The sequence below is a fragment of the Blautia sp. DFI.1.216 genome (assembly GCF_020594215.1).
Classification (GTDB): Bacteria; Bacillota; Clostridia; order Lachnospirales; family Lachnospiraceae; genus Blautia_A; species Blautia_A wexlerae.
Map to the genome: position 1 here is coordinate 1 of NZ_JAJDML010000205.1, position 319 is coordinate 319.

At 45.1% G+C, this 319-nt stretch carries 1 pseudogene; it reads right to left on the bottom strand.

Annotated elements, in window-relative coordinates:
- Positions 1–319: pseudogene (locus tag LJE11_RS19450) on the bottom strand (IS200/IS605 family accessory protein TnpB-related protein); the annotation flags it as partial.

A 319-nucleotide genomic window follows, 5' to 3' on the forward strand; every position in this document is an offset into this window, starting at 1 on the left:
CACTGGGATGATCTATGAATCTTCTTCCCAGGACAGTTCCGTCTGCCCGCATGATCGTACAGACTGCATCGGTATTGATCCCTAAGTCCACGCTGCAGATAATCTGTTCTTTCACAGGTGTTTTGGTAAGTGTTACTTCCTCTTTATAGGAAAAACGCAAAAAATACTTCTGGTGTCTCTTTTCCAGAGTCGGGGCAGATGCCTTTTTCCCTGACCAGCATTTTCTCAGATATTCCATATCCGTATGATCCAGACGTACACAGGACCATTTCCAGTCATGACCGTCATAGAGTTTCAGGTATGCTTCGTCTTTCCCTTC